Below are 16,896 nucleotides of genomic sequence, written 5' to 3' on the forward strand. Positions count from 1 at the left end.
CGATGACCGGTCCCGGCTCCACCGCCCTGCTGCGCGAACGGTACGGCGAGCGCTACCGCTGGCTGCTCCTGCTGTCCGTGATGGTCGGCACGATGGCCTCCATCATGTCGTCGACCATCGTGAACGTGGCCATTCCCGACATGAGCCACTACTTCACGCTCGGCCAGGAACGCGCGCAGTGGGTGTCGTCGGGTTTCATGGTGGCCACAACGGTCGCCATGCTCACCACACCCTGGCTGCTGGCCCGCTTCGGCTACCGCGCGACCTACGTGGGCGCCATGGTGCTGCTGCTGGTGGGAGGCATCGGCGGCGGCGTGGCCAGCCACTACGGGCTGGTGCTGGCCGCCCGGGTGCTTGAAGGGCTGGCCGCGGGCGTGGTGCAGCCGATTCCTGCGGTCATCATCCTCTACGCCTTCCAGCCGCACGAGCAGGGCCGCGCGAGCGGCATCTTCGGCATGGGCGTTGTCCTGGCCCCGGCCATCGGCCCGAGCATCGGCGGGCTGCTGGTGGACTGGTTCGGCTGGCGTTCGATCTTCTTCATGGTGGTGCCGTTCTGCATCGCCTCCATCGCGCTGGCCTACCGGTTCGTGCCGGTCAGCAGCCCCGGCGGCGCCGTGGCCGGCCAGTCCGGCAACGCGCTGGACTGGCGCGGGCTGGTGCTGGGCGCGGTCGGCACGCTGTGCCTGCTCAACGGCCTGGTGGCGCTCCACGGCGGACCGGGCCTGCAGGCCGGCGCGCTGCTGCTGGCGGCCTTCGCGGCCCTGGCCGTCTTCATCGCGTGGCAGCGCCGGCAACTGGCGCGCGGCGCCACGCCGCTCATGGACCTGCGCCTGTTCGAATACCGGCAGTTCGCCATGGGCAGCATCGTGGCCTTCATCTACGGCACGGCGCTCTTCGGCTCCACCTACCTGCTGCCGGTGTTCATGCAGTTGGGCCTGCAACTGTCGGCCTCGCACGTGGGCACCATCATGCTGCCGGCGGGCATCGTGCTGGCCATCACCATTCCCATCGTGGGCCGGCTGGCCGACCGGCACCCCACGCACTGGCTGGTGGGCACGGGCCTGGCGCTGCTGGCGATCTCGTTCGCGCTCATGGTGCTGGTCGATCTGACCAGCGGGCTGTGGATGCTGGTGGTGTTCGCGGTGCTGGGCCGCATCGGGCTCGGCTTCATCCTGCCCTCGCTCAACCTGGGCGCCATGCGGCCGCTGGCCAAGCCGCTCATCGCGCAGGGCTCCAGCGCCATCAGCTTCGTGCGCATGCTGGGCGGCGCGGCCGGCGTGAGCCTGTGCGGGATCGTGCTCGAATGGCGCATCGCCGCGCATGGCGACTCGCTGCAGAACGCGGTCAGCAGCCCGGCGCGCATCGCCGCCTTCGGCGAAACCTTCCTGCTGCTCACCGGCCTGTGCCTACTGGCCCTGGTGGCCGCTTGGCAGTTGCGCGCGCCCAAAGCCGCGGCGCCGGGGCGCTGAACCCGATCCCGTCCCTCGCCTTTCGTCCTTCGACCTTTCTTCTCCCCAAAGCCCGCCATGTGCCAGTTGCTCGGAATGAATGCCAACACGCCGACCGACGTGACGTTCAGCTTCACGGGGTTCGCGCAGCGTGCCGGCAACACGGCGGACCATTCCGACGGCTGGGGCATCGCGTTCTTCGAAGACAAGGGCCTGCGCCATTTCGTGGACCACCAGCGTGCGGTGGACTCGCCCGTGGCCGAGCTGATCCGCCGCTACCCCATCCAGAGCCGCAACGTCATCGCCCACATCCGCAAGGCCACGCAGGGCAGCGTCTCGCTGCAGAACTGCCACCCGTTCGTGCGCGAGCTGTGGGGCCGGTACTGGGTGTTCGCGCACAACGGCGACCTCAAGGACTTCCGCCCACGGCTGCATTCGCACTTCCACCCCGTGGGCACGACCGACAGCGAGCATGCCTTCTGCTGGATCATGCAGGAGCTGGCCAAGTCCCACGCGGGCGTGCCCAGCATTGCGGAACTGACCATCACCCTGCGCGAACTGGCCGCGCGCATCGCCCCGCACGGCACGTTCAACTTCCTGCTGTCGAACGGCCAGGCGCTGTGGGCGCACGCCTCCACGCAGCTCTACTACATAGAGCGGCACCACCCTTTCTCACAGGCGCGCCTGTGCGATGAAGACCTGCGCATCGATTTTTCCGCCCACACCACGCCGCAGGACCGCGTGGCCGTCGTCGTGACCGCGCCGCTCACCAGCGACGAGCAATGGACCGCCTTCCAGAGCGGCGAGTTGCGGGTGTTCGTGGACGGGGCCTGTGCCACGCCGTAGGGCGCCGGCACAGCGGCCGCGGCATCAGCCCAGCGGTTTCCACACGGGCGGTTCGGGATCGGGATAGAACGGCACGCCGCCCCGCCCGGCCGGCTTGAACATCGCCTCCCGCTGGCGCTGGCGCTTGATCTCCCGGGGCTTGGCTTTATCGGAACACTGGCGGTGCGAACGGGACATGCACGGACCTCGCAAAGGTTCTGGGAATGACCGGATTACCGCACCGCCTGCGGCAACCACCGTGTGGGACGGCGCCCTCGCCCGGCATCGGACGGGCTCCCCGTGGGGAACGAACGGGACCGGCGAAGGGCGCTTCCGGCCCCCTCCTACAGCCTGCGGCAATGCGATTGGTTACACCAGAGACCTGATCCCGGAACCGCAATGAACGCCTCGACCCTTTTTCGACTCGCCAAGAAATCCTGCCAGGCCTGGCTCGACGACTACGCCCCCAGCATGGGGGCCGCCATCTCGTACTACACCGCGTTCTCCATTGCGCCGCTGCTCGTCATCGTGATCTCCATCGCCGGTGCCGTGTTCGGACAGGACGCCGTGCGCGGGACCATCGAAGGACAGATCTCCGGCCTGGTGGGGCGCGACGGAGCGCTCGCCATCCAGGGCCTGATCAAGAGCGCCCGCGAGCCCACAGAAGGCATCATCGCCAGCACCATCAGCCTGGTGCTGCTGGGCATCGGCGCGACCACGGTGTTCGGCGAGATCCAGAGCGCGCTCGACCGCATCTGGCACGTGCCGGAGCCCGCCAAGCCGAGCGGCATCTGGGGCTTGCTGCGCGCGCGCTTCTTGTCGTTCGGGCTGATCCTCGGCCTGGCCTTCCTGCTCATGGCCTCGCTCACCGTCAGCGCCGCGGTGGCGGCGGCGGGCACGTGGCTCGGCGCCCTGATGCCGGGCTGGGAGTTGATGCTGATGGGCATCAACACCTTGCTGTCGATGAGCATCAGCTGCGTGCTGTTCGCGATGATCTTCAAGTTCATGCCCTCGGTGCCGATCGCCTGGCGCGACGTGTGGGTGGGCGCCGCGGTGACCGCCGTGCTGTTCGAGGTGGGCAAGGTGCTGATCGGCCTGTATGTGGGCAAGGCGGGCCTGAGCTCGACCTATGCCGCCGCCGGCGCCATCGCGGTGGTGCTGATCTGGGTGTATTACGCCGCGCAGATCTTCCTGCTGGGCGCGGAATTCACCAAGGTGTACGCGGCCGAGCACGGCTCGCATGCCGCCGCCCCCGAGACCTTGCTCGACCCGGTCGAGCCCCGCAAGGGCGGGGCCGATGCCAACTCGGCGCTCACGCCCGTCACGCCTTTGCCCGCGCCCGCCATGCAAGCGGCTCCGGCAGCGCCCTTGTCCACCGGCGCCCTGGCCACCACCGTGGCCCTGCTGGCCGCGCGCGTGGCGCTGTCGTTGTGGCTGGAGCGGCGTGAAAAGCGCGATGCGTTGCGAAGGCGCCGCTGATGCGGAGATAACGCCGGACGCGAATCGGAAGGAATGAAAAAAGAGGGAGAACCCAGTGCGTTGTCCGGCACTGCGGCGATCATCGATGGTGCGGCTGGCGGGGATCGAACCCACGACCCTTGGCTTCGGAGGCCAATACTCTATCCACTGAGCTACAGCCGCACAGCGGGCCATTGCGGCCCGATCAGTCGGCGATTATGGCACGGCCCTCGCAGCGTGTGGGCACACGTCCCGCAAAGAGCAGTCCTGCAGCCAGTCCGGCAGCGGGGGCAGCTCCAGCCCCAGCCCGCGCAGGTAGGCGTCCACCGAGGCACGGCCGGTCGCCGGGAGGTCGAAATTGGCGCGGTTCAGGATCCAGCCCTGCAGCAACCCTTCGAAGATCGCCTGCAAGGCGATGGCCGCGATCTGCGGGGGCATGGGCAGCTGCACTTTCTGGCTTTCGGCGGCCAGGCGCAGGTCGTTGGCGAGCTGCTCGCGGAAGGCGCCGCAGGCGGCGATGTGCCGGTCGCGCACGCCTGCCAGTTCCTCGACGTATTCCACCCGGAAGAAAGCGATCTCGAAGACGCGCTGCATGCGCTGGTCCTGCGCCAGGTTGCGCAGCACCAGGTCGATCACGCCGCGCATGCGCTGCAGCGGCGCCATGTCTTCGTTGCTCTCGCATTCGCCGTTGGCGCGCTCCGACGGCAAGGTGACGCGCTCCATCATCGCGTTGAACAGATCGACCTTGTCCTTGAAATGCCAGTAGATGGCGCCCCGCGTGGCACCGGCGGCCTGCGCGATCTCATTGAGCGACGCGTGCGACACACCCTTCTGGTAAAAGACCTGCTCGGCCGCATCCAGCAAACTATTGCGTGTCGCAACGGCGTCTTCTTTGGTGCGTCGGGCCATGGGGCATGTCTCCTTTTGTGTTCGATGTCCGCGTTTTTCTGGCATTGCCTACCCCGTGGAAAGGACGGCGCCAGCGCTCCGCAGCAATTATACATTCATGTTTGTATGTATAATCGCGCACCGAATTCAAGGGCCATCTGCGTGGTTGATGCCGATCAAAGACATCTCCGTGCCTGCATGGCCTTTTCAATCAGCGCATTTCCGGAAGGACTTTCATGCCTCGCCTCAGTGACGATCTTGGCGTTTCCGCTGCCGCCCTCCACCCCGCACGCCGGGTCGTGGCCCTTTGCCTCAGCCTGGTCGCCGCCACCGTCCTGGTGGCCTGCGGCAAGAGCGAAGCCCCGGCCCAGGCCGGTGGCGGTGCACCTCCCCCGCCCCAGGTGGGCGTGGTCACCGTGGCGCCCGGCGACGTGGGCCTCGTGACCGAGCTGCCCGGCCGGCTGGAAGCCTCCCGCGTCGCCGAAGTGCGTGCACGGGCCGCGGGCATCCTGCAAAAACGCCTCTTCACCGAAGGCAGCGACGTGAAGGCCGGGCAGAAGCTCTTCGCCATCGACGACGCGCCCTACCGGGCTTCGCTGGAAAGCGCCCGGGCGAGCGTGGCGCAGGCCGATGCCAACGTGGCCCAGACCCGCGCGCTGGCCGAGCGCTACAAGCCGCTCGTGGCCGTCAACGCAATCAGCAAGCAGGAATACGACAACGCCGTCGCCTCGCAAAAGACCGCCGAAGCCAACCTCGCCGCCGCCCGCGCCTCCGTGACCACGGCGCAGATCAACGTGGGCTACGCGGCCGTGACCGCCCCCATTTCCGGCCGCATCGGCCGTGCGCTGGTGACCGAAGGCGCGCTGGTGGGCCAGGGCTCGGCCACCGAGCTGGCGGTCATCCAGCAGATCGACCCGCTGTACGTGAACTTCACGCAGTCCGCCTCCGAAGCACTCAAGCTCAAGGCGGGCCTGGCCAGCGGCAAGTACAAGCAGGCCGGCAAGGGCTCGGCCAGCGTGAGCGTCGTGCTGGAAGACGGCAGCCTCTATCCCCAGACCGGCAAGCTGCTCTTCACCGACCTGACGGTGGACCCGACCAGCGGCCAGGTCACGTTGCGCGCCGAGATCCCCAACACCGATCGCCAGCTGCTCCCGGGGCTCTACGTGCGCGTGCGCCTGGAGCAGGCCCAGGTGGCCGGCGGCGTGCTGCTGCCGCAGCAGGCCGTGACCCGCTCCGCCAAGGGCGACACCGTGATGGTGGTGGGCGCGGACAACCACCTCACGCCGCGCCCCATCAAGCTCGGGCCGGCCCAGGGCACGAACTGGGTGGTGCTCGAAGGCCTGCAGACGGGCGAGAAGGTCATGGTGGACGGCTTCCAGAAGCTGCCGCGCGGCAAGCCCGGCGATCCGATCGTGGTGCAGCCCGTGGCCTGGCAGGCCGGCGGCGCTGGCGCCGCGGCGCCCAGTGCGCCCGCCTCTGCGGCGGCTCCCGCTGCGTCCGCCGCTTCCGCTCCGGCCAAGCCATAAGAAGGAGCGCGGCACATGGCCAAGTTCTTCATCGAGCGCCCCATCTTCGCGTGGGTGATCACCATTTTCATCATCGTGATGGGGGCCATCTCCATCACGCGGCTGCCGATCGCGCAGTACCCCGCCGTCGCGCCGCCGACCATCCAGGTGTCGGTGGCCTACCCTGGCGCCAACGCCCAGACGCTGGAGGACAGCGTGCTGGCCGTCATCGAGCGCGAGATGAACGGTGCGAGCGGCCTGGCCTACGTCGAGACGACCAGCCAGGCCAACGGCACCGGCAGCATCGTGCTGAGCTTCGAGCCCGGCACCAATGCCGACCTCGCGCAGGTGGACGTGCAAAACCGGCTTTCGCGCGCCACGCCGCGGCTGCCGAGCGCCGTGACCCAGCAGGGCGTGCGCGTGGAGCAGTCGCGCTCCAACTTCCTGATGTTCGCCATGCTCACGACGGAAAGCCCCGACGTGAGCATCGAGGCGCTGAACGACTACGCGGCGCGCAACGTGGTTCCCGAACTGCAGCGCGTGGCCGGCGTGGGCACGCTCACGCAGTTCGGCTCGGAACGCGCCATGCGGATCTGGGTGGACCCGGCCAAGCTCAAGGGCTTCAACCTGTCGCTCGACCAGGTCAACGCCGCCATCCGCGCGCAGAACGCGCAGGTGTCCGCCGGTAACCTGGGCGATCTGCCGGCCGAGACGGGCCAGCCCGTGGCGGCCACCATCGTGGTGCAGGGTCAGCTGTCGTCGGCCGAAGAGTTCGGCCGCATCGTGCTGCGCGCCAACACGGACGGCTCGGCTGTCCGCCTCAAGGACGTGGCCCGCATCGAACTGGGCTCGCAGAGCTACAACACCAGCGCGCGCCTGAACGGCAAGGACGCCGTGGGCCTGGGCGTGCAGCCCACGCCGTCCGCGAATGCCCTGGCCACGGCCAAGGCGGTGAAGGCCAAGCTGGAAGAGCTCAAGAAGTTCTTCCCGCAGGGCGTGAACTACGTGGTGCCGTACGACACCTCCAAGTTCGTGTCCGTCTCGATCGAGAAAGTGGTGCACACGCTGATCGAAGCCGTGGTGCTGGTGTTCATCGTGATGTTCCTGTTCCTGCAGAACTTCCGCTACACCATCATCCCGACCATCGTGGTGCCGGTGGCGCTGCTGGGTACCTTCGGCGTGCTGATGGCCATGGGCTTTTCGATCAACGTGCTGACCATGTTCGGCATGGTGCTGGTGATCGGGATCGTGGTGGACGATGCCATCGTGGTGGTGGAGAACGTCGAACGGATCATGGCCGAGGAAGGCCTGCCGCCGCTGCAGGCCACCCGCAAGGCCATGGGGCAGATCTCGGGCGCCGTGATCGGCGTGACCGTGGTGCTGATCTCGGTGTTCGTGCCGCTGGCGTTCTTCGCCGGCTCCACCGGCAACATCTACCGCCAGTTCGCGGCCACGATGGCCACGTCGATCGCCTTCTCGGCATTCCTCGCGCTGTCGCTCACGCCGGCCTTGTGCGCCACGCTGCTCAAGCCGATCGATCCCGAGCACCACGCCGAGAAGAAAGGCTTCTTCGGCTGGTTCAACCGTTCGTTCAAGAACGCCACGCACGGCTATGAAAGCGGCCTGAGCAAGATGCTGCGCCGCGGCGGCCGCATGATGATCGTGTACCTCGCGCTGATCGGCACGGTGGCGGTGGTGTTCATGCGCCTGCCGACCTCGTTCCTGCCCAACGAAGACCAGGGCTACATCATCACCAACGTGCAGCTGCCGCCCGGCGCCGCACAGTCGCGGACCAGCGAAGTGCTCAAGCAGGTCGAAGGCTACATGCTCAAGCAGCCCGAGGTCGAGAACATCGTGACCGTGGCGGGCTTCTCGTTCTCCGGCCAGGGCCAGAACGCGGGCCTGGCCTTCGTGATCCTGAAGGACTGGAGCGAGCGCTCCGGCGCAGAGCATGCGGCCTCGGCCGTGGCCGGCCGCGCCTTCGGTGCCCTCTCGGGCATCCGCGATGCCTTCATCTTCGCGCTGAGCCCGCCGCCCATTCCCGAACTGGGCACGGGCACCGGCTTCAACTTCCGGCTGCAGGACCGCGCGGGCCAGGGGCACGAAGCGCTGCTGGGGGCACGCAACCAGCTGCTCGGCATGGCCGGGCAGAGCAAGGTCCTCGCGGGCGTACGTCCCGACGGCATGGAAGATGCGCCGCAGATGCAGATCGACATCGACCGCGACAAGGCCAACGCCCTGGGCATCGGCTTCGACAGCATCAGCTCGGCGCTCTCGACCGCGCTGGGTTCAAGCTACATCAACGACTTCCCGAACAAGGGCCGCCTGCAGCGCGTCGTGGTGCAAGCCGACGCGGCGGCGCGGATGCGACCGGAATCGGTGCTGGACCTGCCGGTCGTGAACAGCCAGGGCCAGACGGTGCCGCTGTCGACCTTCGCAACGACGCGCTGGATCACGGGCGCGATGCAGACGGTGCGCTACAACGGCTACCCGTCCATCAAGATCGCCGGCGATGCCGGTCCCGGCTTCACCACCGGCGATGCGATGAACGAGATGGAGCGCCTGGCCGGCCAATTGCCGCCCGGCTTCGGCTTCGAGTGGACGGGCCAGTCCCGCGAGGAAAAGCTCGCCGGCTCCCAGGCGATGATCCTCTACGCCTTCTCGCTGCTGGCGGTGTTCCTGTGCCTGGCCGCTCTGTATGAAAGCTGGACGATTCCCGTGTCGGTGCTGCTGGTGGTGCCGCTGGGCGTGCTCGGCGTGCTGCTGGCCACGCTGATGCGCGGGATGTCGAACGACGTGTACTTCCAGATCGGCCTGGTGACCATCATCGGCCTGTCGGCGAAGAACGCGATCCTGATCGTGGAGTTCGCCAAGGACCTTCAGGCCGAGGGCAAGAGCGCACTGGAGGCCGCCCTCGAAGCCGCCCACCTGCGTTTCCGGCCGATCATCATGACCTCGCTGGCATTCACGCTGGGCGTGGTGCCGCTGTTCATCGCCTCGGGCGCCAGCTCGGCCAGCCAGCGTGCCATCGGTACCGGCGTGATCGGCGGAATGATCACCGGCACCGTGCTGGCCGTGGTCTTCGTGCCCGTGTTCTTCGTGCTGGTGCGCACCTTCTTCAAGGGCAGCAAGCGCCAGCAGGAGCACGACGCCAAGCAGGTCCAGCACCGCCATGCCACGGAAAACCTTGAATGACGACCGATCCGCTGGAGACCCCCATGCCCCATCCCTCGTCCCTGCGCGCTAGTGCGCGCATCGCACGCCCCCTGCTGAGCGTGGTGGCTGCCGCTGCCGTGCTGGCGGGCTGCAGCTTCATCCCGACCTACGAGCGGCCCGCCGCTCCGGTGCCGCAGGCGTTCCCCAACGCCGCAGCCGCCGGCGGCGCCGAAACGGCCAAGGCCGCCGCGGACATCGACTGGAAGGAATACTTCGCCGATGCACGCCTGCAGACGCTAATCGCCATCGCGCTGGAAAACAACCGCGACCTGCGCGTGGCCGCGCTCAACATCGAGCAGGCCCGCGCGCAGTTCCAGATCCAGCGCGCCGGCCAGTTCCCCACGGTGAACGCCGCCGTCAACGCGACGCGCCAGCCCGATACGACCACGCGTTCGTATGCCAACAGCTACCAGGTCGGCCTGGCGGTTTCGGCCTGGGAAATCGACTTCTTCGGGCGCATCGCCGCCTTGAAGGAACAGGCCCTGGCGCAGTATTTCGCCACCGAGGAGGCCCGCCGGTCCACCCAGCTGAGCCTGGTGTCGTCCGTCGCCACCGCCTGGTTCAACCTGCTGGCCGACGAGGAACTGCTCGACATTTCCCGCCGCACGCTGGGCACGCGCGAAGAGTCAGTCAAGCTGACGCGGCTGCGCCTGGAAAACGGCGTGAGTTCCGAGCTGGACAACAGCCAGGCCGAAGGCCTGGCGCAGGCCGCCCGCGCCACCTATGCGCAGCAGCGGCGCCAGCGCATGCAGGACGAGAACGCCCTGGCCCTGCTGCTGGGCCAGCCCCTGCCGCAGGACATCCGTGACAGCCTGGGCACCACGGTCTCGCGCCTGGCCGACGCCCCGGCCATGCCGGCGCTGCCGGCGGGCCTGCCGTCCGACCTGCTCACGCGGCGCCCCGACATCCGCCAGGCCGAGCAGCAGCTGATTGCCGCCAATGCGAACATCGGCGCGGCGCGCGCAGCGTTCTTCCCGCGCATCTCGCTGACCGCGAGCGTGGGCACGGCGAGCAACGAACTGTCGGGCCTGTTCAAGAGCGGCTCCTGGGCCTTCTCGCTGGCGCCGCAGGCGGCGCTGCCGATCTTCGATGCCGGGCGCAACCAGGCCACGCTCGAATCGGCGCGGGCCGCACGCTCCATCTCGGTGGCGCAGTACGAGAAGTCCATCCAGACCGCCTTCCGCGAAGTGTCCGATGCCCTCGCGGGCCAGGCCACCCTCGGAGAGCAGTTGGCGGCGCAGCGCGCCCAGGCGGATGCGGACGCCAAGCGCCTGCAGCTGTCGGACCTGCGCTACCGCAACGGCGTGTCCAGCTACCTCGATCTGCTGGATGCCCAGCGCTCGCTGTTCACCTCCGAGCAACTCGTGGTGCAGACGCGGCTCATCCAGCTGCAAAACCAGATCACCCTGTACAAGGTGCTGGGCGGCGGCTGGACGCCGCAGGACGAGCGCGCCTCGGGCTCCTGATCCCGCCCCCCCCCGCAAAGCGGCTTCGGGCACGCACTGGGGTGCGGCTTTATCCGCCAGACCGGGCCCCGCGCCCTGCAAGGAAAACCTTCCTTGCAGGGCGTTTTTATTTTCAGGGCGCGACGATGCGTCGGCGTGGTGCCACCTGCCTACAAGGGCGATCCGCACAGCCGCCACCCCAATGCCGACCGCCAGTTCTTGATGCAGCGCAAACGCCAGGAAAAGCCGGCCGTTTTCCCTAACGGCCGGCCCCGGGGAGCCTTCCTATAATCAGCGGCTGGTTTCATCAAGCCCCCGATACATAGAGGACGTCATGAGCGACACCCCCCACGAAGAAGCGCACACCGGCCCCATCAAGAATCCCAAGCAACTGCTGTTGACGGTCTTCTTTTCGTTTGTGGTCCCGATCTTCGCCATCATCGGGCTCGTGATGTACGTGACCTCGGGCACCAAGCCGGCCGATGGCGCCGCGAACCCCGAGCGGGCGCTGGCGGAACGCATCCAGAAGGTGGGCATGGTGGAAGTGCGCGATGCCAACCGCCCCCTGCGCCCCGGCGAGGAAGTCTTCAAGGGCCAGTGCGCCGCCTGCCATGCCACGGGCGCAGCAGGCGCCCCCAAGCTGGGTGACGCCGCGGCCTGGGGCCCGCGCATCAAGACCGGGTTCGAGGCGCTGGTGCATTCCGCCCTCGCCGGCAAGGGCGCGATGGCCCCGCAAGGCGGCGGCGACTTCAATGACACCGAGATCGCGCGCGGCGTGGCCTACATGGCCAACGCGGCCGGCGCCAAGTTCGAAGAGCCTGCTGCCCCCGCAGCCGCAGGGGCCTCCGGTGCCGCCGCCGGGGCTTCCGACGCCGCTGCGGCCCCCACGGCGGCTGCAGCGCCCGCTTCCGCTGCACAGGCCACTGCGGCCGCGGCACCGGCTACGGCCGCGGCGCCTGCCGCCGCCCCCACGGCAACGGCCGCTGCCGGCGCTGGCGCTGGCGAAGCCCTGTACAAGCAGGCGTGCCAGGTCTGCCATGCCGCCGGCATCGCCGGTGCGCCCAAGTTCGGCGACAAGGCCGCCTGGGCCGAGCGCCTGAAGGACGGCATCGACGGCATGACCCGCATCGCCATTGCAGGCAAGGGTGCCATGCCGCCCCGCGGCGGCACGCAGGCGTCGGACGCGGACATCCATGCGGCGGTCGAGTTCATGGCCAACGCGGCCAAGTAAGACGAGGCACCCTCCCCCCAGCAAAAAGCCGGTCATCGACCGGCTTTTTTCGTTTCGGACAGGGTGACAAGGCCCTCGCCGCCGGGATATCGCCCCGGGCCGGGGCCCGGGGCACGGCACCGGCTCAGACCCGGAACACCGAGGGCTGCAGCACGTAGCCATAGCGCACCGGCAGATCGGCTGCCTGCACTGGCTGCGGGTCCCACTGCCCGGCCTCGACCGCCTGCGCGGCGGTTTCCATGTCCAGCGTGTGCGCCAGCCCCAGCACGGTGCCGTCGAACAGGTACAGGCGCCCGGCCTCGTCCAGCAGGCATTCGCGGGCGGTGGAGGCGCGGCCGGTGTGGGCGACCAGGGTGAAATCCGGCTCGATGCGCCAGACCACCGGGGTGATCTCCAGTTCCACGTACACGCGCTGCGGGCCGTTCTGGAAGAACCAGCGCCCCTGGGCGTCGGCCTCGTAGTTGCGCTGGATGAAGTCGATGAGCTTGCCGTGCGCCAGCAGCGAGCCTTTGGCCTGCGGGAAAGGCCCCTGGGCCTGGGTGGCGTCGTCGCGCATGTACCAGCGGCCCCGCGCGTCGAGCCCCAGCCAGCCGTAGCAGTCGGGAACGTTGGGCCACTTGGCGATGGCCTGTTTGACGATGTCATCCATGGCGCGATGGTATCGAGGGGGTTCCGCCGGCCGCGTAGTCCGGTGCCCCGTGGGCCGCCAGCCAGCCGGCCACCTCGGCCGGCATGGCGCGCACGTGGCCCGGCAGGCGCCCCTGGGCGAAGCCGACGTGCCCGCCGTGCGCGGGCTGCCACAGCGTGACGTGGGGTCCAGCCTGCCCCGCGCGCGGCAGGCTGGACGCCGGCACGAACGGATCGTTGCGCGCATTGACGGCCAGCGCCGGGATGCGGATGCGCCCCAGCAGCGGCTGGGCCGAGGCGCGGCGCCAGTAGTCGTCGGTGTCGCGAAAGCCGTGCAGCGGCGCGGTGAACACGTTGTCGAAGTCGTACAGGTCGCGCGCGGCCAGCAGGGCCTGCCGGTCGAACAGGCCCGGGTGCTGGCGCAGCTTGGCCAGCGCCTTGGGCACCATGGTGCGCAGGAACATGCGCGTGTACACCTGCCGGTTGAAGCCCCGGCCGATGGCCGCCCCGCCCGCGGCCAGGTCGAGCGGCGAGCACACGGCCGCCACCGCATCGGCGCTGCGCGAGGCGCTGGCGCCGGCCTCGGCAGCCCAACGCAGCAGCGCATTGCCGCCCAGCGACACGCCCACCGCCAGCAGCGGCGCGCGCGGGCCGGGCGTGCCGTCGGCCCCGAGGGCGCCGTCGGCCTGCCGCTGCGCCAGCCGTGCCAGGATCCAGGCGATCTCCTCGTGGTCGCCCGAGTGGTAGGCGCGCGGGGCCAGGTTGAGCTCGCCGCTGCAGCCCCGGAAATGCGGCACGGCGTAGGCCCAGCCGCGCTCGCGCGCCACATCGGCGAAGGCCTCGGCATAGTGGCTGCGCGACGAGCCCTCCAACCCGTGGAACAGCACCAGCAGCGGCCTGCCAGGATCGGCCTGCGTCCCGGCCCCTGCGGCCGGCTCCAGGAAGTCCACGTCCACGAAATCGCCGTCCGGCGCCGTCCAGCGCTCGCGCCGGTAGGCCGGTGGCGCGGCCAGCACCCGGCGCGAGGCCAGCGCTGGCCAGATGGTCTGCAGGTGGCCGCCGGGCAACCAGCGAGGCGCTACATATTTCATAGCAACATGCCCTAGTACTTATTGTGCTGGAGGGCTAAAAGGCTTGAAGCCCGTGGGCCGACAACATGGCGGGCAGCGCCTCAATGCAGCACCGGCGGCGGGTGGCCCGGCGCCTGGGCTTCGTGCACGGTGCCCGGGCTGGCGTGGTGGGCCACCAGGCGCCAGCCCTGCGGGGTCTTGTGGTAGACGTTGGTGGACTGCACGATGGCCTCGCGCACCCCGCCGTCCAGCACCACTTCGACGTGCTCGACCACGCTGTGCACCGCGCTGGCCATGGCCTGCACCCGGTGCACCTGGGCCGGCCGTGCGCGCAGGGTGCCGTGCTCGAACATGGCGCTGAAGGCGGCGCGGATGGCCGCGGCGCCCAGCAGGCGCGGGCCGCCGGGGTTGACGCAGACGATGTCGTCCTCCTCGGCCCAGCACGCCATCAGGCGTTCCAGGTTGCCCGTTTGCAGGGCTTCGTAGAAGGCGGCTTCGGTCTCGTCGGCGGAGCCGCCCAGGGTGGCGGCGCGGTAGGGGGATCGGGTCATGGCGCTTCGGAGGGCTGTCATGCGGTGGCGCTATTGTCGGGGCTGGCGGGCCGCAACGCCCGGCCCGCGGCCGCCGGACCGGCCGGGCGGTCGGCCCGGCGGACTACGCGGTGCCCGATCGGGCTGGGGCAGAATGCGCGGGCGCTGCCAGCCTTTCGGCACTGTCGCCTGCACCCGGCCCAGCGCACGTGCCATGAAACGTCTTCTTGCCACCCTGGCCGCCGTCCTGGCCCTCTCGGGCTGCGGCTACAACGACTTCCAGCGCCTGGACGAGCAGTCCAAGGCCGCCTGGAGCGAGGTGCTCAACCAGTACCAGCGCCGCGCCGACCTGGTGCCCAACATCGTCGCCACCGTCAAGGGCGAGGCCGCCTTCGAGCAGGACACGCTGACCAAGGTGGTCGAGGCCCGCGCCAAGGCCACCTCCATCCAGGTGACGCCCGAGACGCTGAACAACCCCGAGGCATTCAACAAATTCCAGGCCGCGCAGGGCGAGCTGTCCGGCGCACTCTCGCGCCTGATGGTGGTGGCCGAGCGCTACCCGCAGCTGCAGGCCAACCAGGCGTTCCGCGACCTGCGCGTGACGCTGGAGGGCACCGAAAACCGCATCACCGTGGCGCGCAACCGCTACATCCAGACGGTGCAGGAGTACAACGTGCTCGCGCGCAGCTTCCCCACCAACGTTACGGCCAAGGTGTTCAGCTACGACCCGAAGCCCAGCTTCACCGTGCAGAACGAGGCGCAGATCTCCACCCCGCCGGCGGTGGACTTCTCCAAGCCGGCGTCCAAGCCCTGACACCACCACCGGAGTGCCCGACATGGCCCTGGCGCACGTTCGCCTCGCGCTGACAGCTCTCTTTTTGATGGCCATCGGCTGTTTCGGCACGCCAGCGCAGGCGCAGCGCGCCGTGCCGGCACTGAGCGCGCGCGTGATCGACCAGACCGGCACGCTCAGCGCGGCCGACCGGCAGGCGCTGGACACGCGCCTGGCTGCCATCGAAAAATCTCACGGCTCGCAGGTCGTGGTGCTGATGGTGCCCACCACCGCGCCCGAGGAACTGGCCGCGTTCGCCAACCGGGTCGGCAACGCCTGGAAGGTCGGCCGCAAGGACGTGGGCGACGGCGTGCTGGTGCTGGTGGCCAAGGACGACCGCAAGATGCGCATCGAGGTGGCCAAGGCGCTGGAAGGGGCCATCCCCGACATCGCCGCCGCGCGCATCATCGACGGCGCCATGAAGCCGCGCTTTCGCGAGGGTGACTACGCAGGCGGCCTGTCCGCCGCGGTGAACCAGATCGGCGCGCGCATCGCCGGCGAATCGCTGCCCCTGCCCAGTGACACCAGCGAACGCGCGGCCCGGTCCGCGCCGGGCGTGGATTGGACCGACCTCGCCATCTTCCTGTTCTTCGGCGTGATGGTGGGCGGCCCGGTGGCGCGCGGCATTTTCGGCAACCGCCTGGGCGGCCTGCTGCTGGGCGGCGGCGTGGGCGGGCTGGCGTTTCTGTTCACCACCAGCGTGCTGCTGGCCGGCGGCGCCGGGCTGATCGCGCTGCTCTACACCTGGCTTTTCAGCGGCACCGGCCTGTCCCTGGGCGGGCGGCGCGGCGGCGGGATCGGCACGTCCACCGGGGGCTTCGGCGGCTGGAGCGGTGGCAGTGGCGGCGGCAGCAGCAGCGATGGCGGCGGCTTCAGTTCGGGCGGCGGCGGCGATTTTGGCGGCGGCGGCGCCTCGGGAGACTGGTGACCATGGCAAAGACCTCGCTGGCCCCCGCGGCCCCCCCTTCGGCCCTGTGGCGCATCGCGCGGCTCGTGCGGCACCGCTGGGTGGAAGGCCGCCTGCACCAGGCGCTGCCGCCCGACGTGCTGGAGCGCATCACGCGCCGCGTGGCCGCCAGCGAGCGCCGCCACACCGGGCAGATCCGCATCTGCGCCGAAGGCGGCCTGCCCACCAGCTACCTGTGGCGCGGCGCCACCGCCCGCGAGCGGGCCGTCACGCTGTTCGGCAAGCTGCGCGTGTGGGACACCGAGCACAACAACGGCGTGCTTATCTACCTGCTGGTGGCCGAGCAGGCCATCGAGATCGTGGCCGACCGGGGCCTGGCCCGCGCCGTGCCGCCCGAGACCTGGCGCACCCTGGTCGTGCACATGGGCGAGGCCTTTCGCGCCGGGCGCTACGAGGACGGCCTGACGCAGGCGCTGGCGGAGGTGTCGGCGCTGCTGGTGCAGCACTTTCCGGCGCACGCGCAAGCCGCCCAGGGCACCGCGGAGGGTGCCGGGCTGCCTGATGCGCCGGTGCTGAGTGGCGATGCGCTGCTGAAGGAATAGCCGGCGTCACGGGCGCCAGCGCTTCGCAAAACGGTCCATCCGTGCGCGAAGGGATCGGCCCCTGCCGGTGGACCGCACGAACATCGCCGGCACTGCCAGCGCCCGAGCGCGGCAGGAAAGGCGATCCATGGACCCTCTACGACATTCCGGCCGTGTCCGGCCGCGCGAGCACAGACCGGAGAGTGGCGCCGGGCCCGCACGCCACGTCCGCGCACGCACGGACGCCCCGGATCACCTGGGCGCGGCCCTGCCTCCCCGCCCGCCATTGCCTACCAGCGCCTCCCAGGCGGGGGCGGTCTTGCGCGCGCCCCG

Annotated in this window: 15 protein-coding genes and 1 tRNA gene; 10 read left to right on the top strand and 6 right to left on the bottom strand. The window is 69.6% G+C overall.

Annotation, left to right across the window (positions count from 1 at the left end; all coding sequences use genetic code 11):
* Positions 1-2: 2 nt before the first annotated feature.
* Both M5C96_RS23890 and M5C96_RS23895 read left to right on the top strand, forming a co-directional pair.
* The gene (locus tag M5C96_RS23890; RefSeq protein ID WP_272565741.1) at positions 3-1,469 is read left to right on the top strand and encodes a DHA2 family efflux MFS transporter permease subunit; all 1,467 of its coding nucleotides are present in this window, start codon (positions 3-5) and stop codon (positions 1,467-1,469) included.
* Between the two features lie 57 nt (positions 1,470-1,526).
* The gene (locus M5C96_RS23895; protein WP_272565742.1) at positions 1,527-2,294 is read left to right on the top strand and encodes a class II glutamine amidotransferase; all 768 of its coding nucleotides are present in this window, start codon (positions 1,527-1,529) and stop codon (positions 2,292-2,294) included.
* A gap of 24 nt (positions 2,295-2,318) precedes the next feature.
* Here the strand turns inward: M5C96_RS23895 and M5C96_RS23900 are convergent, their stop codons facing one another.
* Positions 2,319-2,471, bottom strand: a complete 153-nt coding sequence (locus M5C96_RS23900; RefSeq protein ID WP_272565744.1) for a hypothetical protein — start codon at positions 2,469-2,471, stop codon at positions 2,319-2,321.
* Between the two features lie 201 nt (positions 2,472-2,672).
* On the opposite strand from M5C96_RS23900, the gene M5C96_RS23905 reads away from it, so the two are divergent.
* Positions 2,673-3,752, top strand: a complete 1,080-nt coding sequence (locus M5C96_RS23905; RefSeq protein WP_272565746.1) for a YihY/virulence factor BrkB family protein — start codon at positions 2,673-2,675, stop codon at positions 3,750-3,752.
* Positions 3,753-3,838: 86 nt separating this feature from the next.
* Here M5C96_RS23905 and M5C96_RS23910 read toward each other — a convergent pair.
* Positions 3,839-3,914: transfer RNA gene (locus M5C96_RS23910), tRNA-Arg, on the bottom strand.
* 33 nt (positions 3,915-3,947) lie between these two features.
* Positions 3,948-4,640, bottom strand: a complete 693-nt coding sequence (locus M5C96_RS23915) for a TetR family transcriptional regulator (RefSeq protein ID WP_272565747.1) — start codon at positions 4,638-4,640, stop codon at positions 3,948-3,950.
* 215 nt (positions 4,641-4,855) lie between these two features.
* On the opposite strand from M5C96_RS23915, the gene M5C96_RS23920 reads away from it, so the two are divergent.
* The 4 genes from M5C96_RS23920 (at position 4,856) to M5C96_RS23935 (ending at position 12,016) form a co-directional block, all read left to right on the top strand.
* Entirely contained in the window at positions 4,856-6,145 is a 1,290-nt protein-coding gene (locus M5C96_RS23920) for an efflux RND transporter periplasmic adaptor subunit (RefSeq protein WP_272565748.1), read from the top strand.
* Between the two features lie 15 nt (positions 6,146-6,160).
* Entirely contained in the window at positions 6,161-9,319 is a 3,159-nt protein-coding gene (locus tag M5C96_RS23925; RefSeq protein ID WP_272565749.1) for an efflux RND transporter permease subunit, read from the top strand.
* Between the two features lie 23 nt (positions 9,320-9,342).
* Positions 9,343-10,806: an efflux transporter outer membrane subunit gene (locus M5C96_RS23930; RefSeq protein ID WP_272565750.1), complete on the top strand. Its 1,464-nt coding sequence runs from the start codon at positions 9,343-9,345 to the stop codon at positions 10,804-10,806.
* A 313-nt stretch (positions 10,807-11,119) separates the two neighbouring features.
* Positions 11,120-12,016 (top strand): c-type cytochrome, encoded by an 897-nt coding sequence (locus M5C96_RS23935; protein WP_272565752.1) that lies wholly within the window; start codon positions 11,120-11,122, stop codon positions 12,014-12,016.
* 124 nt (positions 12,017-12,140) lie between these two features.
* Here the strand turns inward: M5C96_RS23935 and M5C96_RS23940 are convergent, their stop codons facing one another.
* From M5C96_RS23940 to M5C96_RS23950, 3 genes are all read right to left on the bottom strand, one after another.
* A complete protein-coding gene (locus tag M5C96_RS23940) occupies positions 12,141-12,665 on the bottom strand; it encodes a DUF2946 family protein (protein WP_272565753.1) in 525 nt (174 codons plus the stop codon).
* Positions 12,658-13,734 carry a YheT family hydrolase gene (locus tag M5C96_RS23945; RefSeq protein ID WP_272565755.1) on the bottom strand — a complete coding sequence of 359 codons (1,077 nt, stop codon included), beginning with the start codon at positions 13,732-13,734 and terminating at the stop codon, positions 12,658-12,660. Before M5C96_RS23945 ends, M5C96_RS23940 begins: the two co-directional genes overlap by 8 nt.
* A gap of 80 nt (positions 13,735-13,814) precedes the next feature.
* Positions 13,815-14,264, bottom strand: coding sequence for a YybH family protein (locus tag M5C96_RS23950; RefSeq protein WP_272565757.1), 450 nt, complete (start codon positions 14,262-14,264; stop codon positions 13,815-13,817).
* 193 nt (positions 14,265-14,457) lie between these two features.
* Between M5C96_RS23950 and M5C96_RS23955 the strand changes: the two genes are divergently transcribed.
* The 3 genes from M5C96_RS23955 to M5C96_RS23965 are packed head-to-tail and all read left to right on the top strand — an operon-like array spanning position 14,458 to position 16,584.
* Positions 14,458-15,057, top strand: a complete 600-nt coding sequence (locus tag M5C96_RS23955; RefSeq protein ID WP_272565758.1) for a LemA family protein — start codon at positions 14,458-14,460, stop codon at positions 15,055-15,057.
* A 22-nt stretch (positions 15,058-15,079) separates the two neighbouring features.
* Entirely contained in the window at positions 15,080-16,003 is a 924-nt protein-coding gene (locus M5C96_RS23960) for a TPM domain-containing protein (protein ID WP_272565760.1), read from the top strand.
* Between the two features lie 2 nt (positions 16,004-16,005).
* A complete protein-coding gene (locus tag M5C96_RS23965) occupies positions 16,006-16,584 on the top strand; it encodes a TPM domain-containing protein (protein WP_272565763.1) in 579 nt (192 codons plus the stop codon).
* Positions 16,585-16,896 lie beyond the last annotated feature (312 nt).

Origin of the sequence: Acidovorax sp. GBBC 1281 (genome assembly GCF_028473645.1) — a bacterium.
GTDB lineage: Bacteria > Pseudomonadota > Gammaproteobacteria > Burkholderiales > Burkholderiaceae_C > Paracidovorax.

Bases quoted from the DNA above. Each gene is read 5' to 3' on its own strand.
- M5C96_RS23905 (WP_272565746.1), top strand. From the start codon at position 2,673: ATGAACGCCTCGACCCTTTTTCGACTCGCCAAGAAATCCTGCCAGGCC.
- M5C96_RS23915 (WP_272565747.1), bottom strand. From the start codon at position 4,640: ATGGCCCGACGCACCAAAGAAGACGCCGTTGCGACACGCAATAGTTTG.
- M5C96_RS23895 (WP_272565742.1), top strand. From the start codon at position 1,527: ATGTGCCAGTTGCTCGGAATGAATGCCAACACGCCGACCGACGTGACG.
- M5C96_RS23930 (WP_272565750.1), top strand. From the start codon at position 9,343: ATGCCCCATCCCTCGTCCCTGCGCGCTAGTGCGCGCATCGCACGCCCC.
- M5C96_RS23955 (WP_272565758.1), top strand. From the start codon at position 14,458: ATGAAACGTCTTCTTGCCACCCTGGCCGCCGTCCTGGCCCTCTCGGGC.
- M5C96_RS23965 (WP_272565763.1), top strand. From the start codon at position 16,006: ATGGCAAAGACCTCGCTGGCCCCCGCGGCCCCCCCTTCGGCCCTGTGG.
- M5C96_RS23920 (WP_272565748.1), top strand. From the start codon at position 4,856: ATGCCTCGCCTCAGTGACGATCTTGGCGTTTCCGCTGCCGCCCTCCAC.
- M5C96_RS23950 (WP_272565757.1), bottom strand. From the start codon at position 14,264: ATGACCCGATCCCCCTACCGCGCCGCCACCCTGGGCGGCTCCGCCGAC.
- M5C96_RS23960 (WP_272565760.1), top strand. From the start codon at position 15,080: ATGGCCCTGGCGCACGTTCGCCTCGCGCTGACAGCTCTCTTTTTGATG.
- M5C96_RS23945 (WP_272565755.1), bottom strand. From the start codon at position 13,734: ATGAAATATGTAGCGCCTCGCTGGTTGCCCGGCGGCCACCTGCAGACC.
- M5C96_RS23925 (WP_272565749.1), top strand. From the start codon at position 6,161: ATGGCCAAGTTCTTCATCGAGCGCCCCATCTTCGCGTGGGTGATCACC.
- M5C96_RS23890 (WP_272565741.1), top strand. From the start codon at position 3: ATGACCGGTCCCGGCTCCACCGCCCTGCTGCGCGAACGGTACGGCGAG.
- M5C96_RS23900 (WP_272565744.1), bottom strand. From the start codon at position 2,471: ATGTCCCGTTCGCACCGCCAGTGTTCCGATAAAGCCAAGCCCCGGGAG.
- M5C96_RS23940 (WP_272565753.1), bottom strand. From the start codon at position 12,665: ATGGATGACATCGTCAAACAGGCCATCGCCAAGTGGCCCAACGTTCCC.
- M5C96_RS23935 (WP_272565752.1), top strand. From the start codon at position 11,120: ATGAGCGACACCCCCCACGAAGAAGCGCACACCGGCCCCATCAAGAAT.